The organism is Gemmobacter serpentinus, assembly GCF_008973825.1.
GTDB lineage: Bacteria > Pseudomonadota > Alphaproteobacteria > Rhodobacterales > Rhodobacteraceae > Gemmobacter > Gemmobacter serpentinus.
This window is the reverse complement of record NZ_WCHR01000045.1, coordinates 1-5,196: the sequence shown is the minus strand read 5'-3', so window position 1 is coordinate 5,196 and position 5,196 is coordinate 1. Positions and strand designations below refer to the sequence as shown.

Here is a 5,196-nt window from a genome sequence, read left to right as displayed (position 1 = left end):
GCCAAGACGTTTATCTATTGCTCTGAGGCCTCTCCGGAGGGATTTGATCCTGCGCCTTATACGGCTGGTGGGACGTTTGATGCGTCAGCGCATCCGATCTACAACCGCCTGACCGAGTTCAAGAAGGGGACGACGGAGGTCGAGCCTGGCCTGGCGGAGAGCTGGGACGTTTCTGCGGATGGCACGGAATACACGTTCCACCTGCGCAAGGGCGTGAAGTGGCATTCGAACGACAAGTTCACGCCGTCGCGCGATTTCAACGCCGATGACGTGGTGTTCTCGTTCGAGCGTCAGTCCAAGGCCGATCACCCGTGGAACCAGTATATCGCGGGGATCACCTATGAATATTTCAACTCGATGGACATGCCCAAGCTGGTGAAGTCGGTCGAGAAGGTCGATGACTACACCGTCAAGATCACGCTGACCCAGCCGGAAGCGCCGTTCCTGGCCAATATCGCCATGCCCTTCGCGTCGATCATCTCGAAGGAATATGCCGATACGCTGGAGGCCGCTGGCACCAAGGAAGACCTGAACAACCTGCCGATCGGCACCGGCCCGTTCAAGTTCGTGGCCTATCAGAAGGACGCGGTGATCCGTTACGCCAAGAACGCCGATTATTGGGGCGAGGCGCCCAAGATCGACGATCTGGTCTTCGCGATCACCCCGGATGCGGCGGTGCGCCTGCAAAAGCTGAAGGCCGGCGAATGCCACCTGATGCCCTATCCGGCCCCGGCCGATATCGACGCGATCAAGGCGGACAGCACGCTGAAGCTGGACGAACAGGCCGGTCTGAACGTGGGCTATCTGGCCTATAACACCACCATTGCGCCCTTCGACAATCCGAAGGTCCGCAAGGCGCTGAACATGGCCATCAACAAGCAGGCCATTGTCGACGCGGTGTTCCAGGGCCATGCCGAACCGGCCAAGAACCCGATCCCGCCGACCATGTGGTCGTATAACAATGCGATCGTGGACGATGCCTATGATCCGGAAGCCTCGAAGGCGCTGCTGGCCGAAGCCGGTGTCAGCGACCTGACGATGGAGATCTGGGCCATGCCGGTGCAGCGCCCCTATATGCCCAATGCCCGCCGCACCGCCGAGCTGATGCAGGAAGACCTGTCGAAAGTCGGCGTGAAGGTCGATATCGTCTCCTATGAATGGGGCGAATACCTGTCCAAATCGATGGAAACCGGCCGCAAGGGCGCGGTGATCCTCGGCTGGACCGGCGACAATGGTGACCCGGACAACTTCCTGTCGGTGCTGCTGAGCTGCGCTTCGGCGGTCGAGGGCGGTGCCAACCGTGCCTTCTGGTGCAACGAGGAATTCTCGGCCCTGCTGCAAAAGGCCAAGACCACCGCCGATGTGGCAGAACGCACCAAGGCCTATGAAGAGGCGCAGGTCGTCTTCAAGGATCAGGCCCCCTGGTACACCATCGCGCACTCGACCCAATATGTGCCGATGCGCGCCAATGTCTCCGGTTTCGTGATGAGCCCCTTGGGTGACTTCACCTTCGAAACCGTCGACATCGCGGAATAATCGTTCCTGTTACCTTCATTGCGGACGCGCGGGGTTCAGCCCCGCGCGTTCTTTAGGAATAGAGGCGCATGTTCCGTTTCATCCTCTCCAAACTGCTTTACCTCATCCCGACATTCCTCGGCATCACCATCATCGCCTTCAGCTTCCCAAGGCTGCTGGCGGGGGATCCGGTGCTGCTGATGGCGGGCGAACGCGGCGTGACGCCCGAACGCCATGCCGAACTCAGCGCGCAGCTGGGCTTTGACCGGTCCCTGCCGGTGCAATATCTCGAATTTCTCGGCCGGCTGCTGCATGGGGATTTCGGCAATTCGCTGGTCACCAAGAAGCCGGTCCTGACCGAATTCCTTGCGCTGTTCCCGGCGACATTGGAACTGGGCTTTGTCGCCATCGTGATTGCCACCCTGATCGGCGTGCCGGTGGGTGTGCTGGCCGCGATCAAGCGCGGCAGCTGGTTCGACCAGATCTCGATGACCTCGGCCCTTGTCGGCTTTTCGATGCCGATCTTCTGGTGGGGGCTTTTGCTCATCATCTTCTTCTCGGGCTTCCTGGGCTGGACGCCGGTCTCGGGGCGCATCTCGCTGATGTATTACTTCCCCAATGTCACCGGCTTCATGCTGATCGACAGCCTGCTTTCCGGGCAGAAGGGGGCCTTTGCCTCGGCGCTCAGCCACCTGATCCTGCCCTCGGTGGTGCTGGCCACCATCCCCCTTGCGGTGATCGCCCGGCAGACCCGTTCCGCCATGCTGGAGGTGATGGGTGAGGATTATGTCCGCACCGCCCGCGCCAAGGGGATGCCACAGCGCCGGGTGATCGGCGTGCACGCGCTGCGCAATGCGATGATCCCGGTCATCACCACCATCGGCCTGCAGATCGGCGTGTTGATGGCCGGTGCCATCCTGACCGAGACGATCTTCTCCTGGCCGGGGATCGGCAAATGGATGATCGATTCCATCTCGCGCCGCGATTACCCGGTGGTGCAATCGGGCCTGCTGCTGACCGCCGCCATGGTCATGATCGTGAACCTGCTGGTCGACCTGACCTATGGCCTCATCAATCCGAGGATCCGCAACAAATGAGCGACGCGATTGCCAAAACCCCCGAGGGCAAGCTCTCGGACGCCGCCATCCGCCGCCGGATGCTGACCGAGTTCTGGTTCTATTTCAGCCAGAACAAGGGCGCCGTGGTCGGCCTCGTGGTCTTCATCCTGATGGTCATCATCGCGCTGACCGCAACCCTCATCGCCCCGCATGATCCGACGATGCAATATCGCGATGCGCTGCTGCTGCCGCCGGTCTGGCAAGAGGGCGGCCGGGCCGAGTTCCTGCTGGGCACCGATCCGGTCGGGCGCGATATGCTGTCGCGGCTGATCTATGGCTCGCAATATTCGCTGTTCATCGGCATCGTCGTGGTCTCCATCGCCCTGGTCGGCGGCATCGTGATCGGCCTGATCGCGGGCTTCTTCGGCGGCTGGATCGATATGGTCATCATGCGGGTGATGGATATCATCCTGGCCTTCCCGTCCCTGCTGCTCGCGCTGGTGCTGGTGGCCATCCTTGGCCCCGGCCTGACCAATGCGATGATCGCCATCGCCATCGTCTATCAGCCGCATTTCGCCCGCCTGACCCGCGCGGCGGTGATGGGCGAACAGAAGCGCGATTATGTCAGCGCCGCCCGCGTGGCGGGGGCAGGCAACCTGCGCCTGATGTTCCGCACCATCCTGCCCAACTGTCTGGCCCCGCTGATCGTGCAGGCCACGCTGTCCTTCTCGTCGGCGGTGCTCGATGCGGCGGCCCTTGGCTTCCTTGGCATGGGCGCGCAACCGCCCGCCGCCGAATGGGGCACCATGCTGGCCGAAGCGCGCGAGTTCATCCAGCGCGCCTGGTGGGTCGTGACCTTCCCCGGCCTTGCGATCCTGATCTCGGTTCTGGCCATCAACCTGATGGGCGACGGCTTGCGCGATGCGCTTGACCCCAAACTGAAGCGGAGCTGACCCCATGGCCATGCTGAACATCCGCAATCTGACCGTGCGCTTCGCCACCGCCACCGGCAGCTTCACCGCCGTCGACGGCATCGATGTCCATGTCGACAGCCGTGAGGTTCTGGCCATTGTCGGCGAAAGCGGCTCTGGCAAATCGGTGTCGATGCTGGCGGTGATGGGGCTCTTGCCCGACACCGCCACCATCACCGCCGACGAGATGACCTATGACGGGCGCGATCTGCTGCATCTGTCGGGACCTGAGCGGCGCAAGCTGATCGGGCGCGAGATCACCATGATCTTTCAGGAACCCATCGCCTCGCTGAACCCTTCCTTCACCGTGGGCTTCCAGATCGAGGAGGTGCTGCGCATCAATCTCGGCATGACCAAGGCCCAGGCCCGTGCCCGCGCGCTGGAGCTGTTCAAGGCGGTCGGCATCCCCGCGCCCGAGGAAAAGCTGAACGCCTATCCGCATCAGATGTCGGGCGGCCAATGCCAGCGCGTGATGATCGCCATGGCCATCGCCTCCAAGCCCCGCCTGCTGATCGCGGACGAGCCGACCACCGCGCTGGATGTCACCATCCAGAAGCAGATCCTCGACCTGTTGATGGATCTGCAAGAGGAATACGGCATGGCGCTGATCCTCATCACCCATGACATGGGTGTGGTGGCCGAGACCGCCGACCGGGTGGTGGTGCAATACAAGGGCAAGAAGATGGAAGAGGCCGATGTGCTCTCCCTCTTTGAGGCCCCCCAGCACCCCTATACCCGCGCGCTGCTCTCGGCCCTGCCGGAGAATGCCACCGGCGACCGCCTGCCCACCGTATCCGACTTCTTCCAATCGGAGGCCGCGCGATGACCGCATCCCCCAAAACCGGCCTGGCCCCCGTGCTGGAAGGCCGCCAGATCGTGCAGGATTACCATGTGCCCGGCGGCATCTTCGGCGGCGCCAAAACCGTGCGCGCCCTCAAGGGCGTGGATTTCAAGGTGGAAAAGGGCAAGACCCTTGCCATTGTCGGCGAATCCGGCTCCGGCAAATCGACGCTGGCGCGGATCATCGCGCTGATCGATGCGCCTTCCGGGGGCGAGCTGCTGATCGACGGCACCCGCGTCGATATCAGCAAGGCGCGCCCGGGGCCGGACATGCGCTCCAAGGTGCAGATGGTGTTCCAGAACCCCTATGGCAGCCTGAACCCGCGCCAGAAGATCGGCGATGTGCTGATGGAGCCCCTGGTCATCAACACCAGGATCCCGGCGCCCGAGCGGCGCGAACGCGCCGAGGCGATGCTGGTCAAGGTCGGGCTCGGGCCGGAACATTTCAACCGCTACCCGCATATGTTCTCGGGCGGCCAGCGCCAGCGCATCGCCATCGCCCGCGCCCTGATGCTGAACCCCGCGCTGCTGGTGCTGGATGAACCCGTCTCCGCCCTCGATCTGTCGGTCCAGGCCCAGGTCCTGAACCTGCTCGCCGATCTGCAGGACGAGTTCGAGCTGACCTATGTCTTCGTCAGCCACGACCTGTCGGTGGTCCGCTACATCGCCGATGACGTCATGGTCATCTCAAAGGGCGAAGCCGTCGAACAAGGTTCCCGCGATGACCTCTTCGCCAACCCACAGCACCCCTATACCCGACAACTCTTCGCAGCAACACCCGTAACAGATGTGAACGAAATCCGAAAAAGGGT

Annotated in this window: 5 protein-coding genes; all 5 read left to right on the top strand. The window is 62.7% G+C overall.

What is annotated here, in order from left to right; translation table 11 throughout:
- On the top strand, nucleotides 1–1,536 hold a 1,536-nt coding region (locus GBJ34_RS19070), incomplete at its 5' end, for an ABC transporter substrate-binding protein (RefSeq protein WP_151720781.1).
- Nucleotides 1,537–1,604: 68 nt separating this feature from the next.
- Nucleotides 1,605–2,612 carry an ABC transporter permease subunit gene (locus GBJ34_RS19065; protein ID WP_151720780.1) on the top strand — a complete coding sequence of 336 codons (1,008 nt, stop codon included), beginning with the start codon at nucleotides 1,605–1,607 and terminating at the stop codon, nucleotides 2,610–2,612.
- Between the two features lie 59 nt (nucleotides 2,613–2,671).
- Nucleotides 2,672–3,526, top strand: a complete 855-nt coding sequence (locus tag GBJ34_RS19060; RefSeq protein ID WP_404811457.1) for an ABC transporter permease subunit — start codon at nucleotides 2,672–2,674, stop codon at nucleotides 3,524–3,526.
- A gap of 4 nt (nucleotides 3,527–3,530) precedes the next feature.
- On the top strand, nucleotides 3,531–4,370 hold the full coding sequence (locus tag GBJ34_RS19055) for an ABC transporter ATP-binding protein (RefSeq protein ID WP_151720778.1): 840 nt from the start codon (nucleotides 3,531–3,533) through the stop codon (nucleotides 4,368–4,370).
- A partial coding sequence (locus GBJ34_RS19050) for an ATP-binding cassette domain-containing protein (RefSeq protein WP_226341280.1) occupies nucleotides 4,367–5,196 on the top strand: 830 nt, incomplete at its 3' end. The genes GBJ34_RS19055 and GBJ34_RS19050, both read left to right, overlap by 4 nt.

Coding starts and splice junctions, on each gene's coding strand:
- GBJ34_RS19055 (WP_151720778.1), top strand. CDS start 3,531: ATGGCCATGCTGAACATCCGCAATCTGACCGTGCGCTTCGCCACCGCC.
- GBJ34_RS19065 (WP_151720780.1), top strand. CDS start 1,605: ATGTTCCGTTTCATCCTCTCCAAACTGCTTTACCTCATCCCGACATTC.
- GBJ34_RS19060 (WP_404811457.1), top strand. CDS start 2,672: ATGCTGACCGAGTTCTGGTTCTATTTCAGCCAGAACAAGGGCGCCGTG.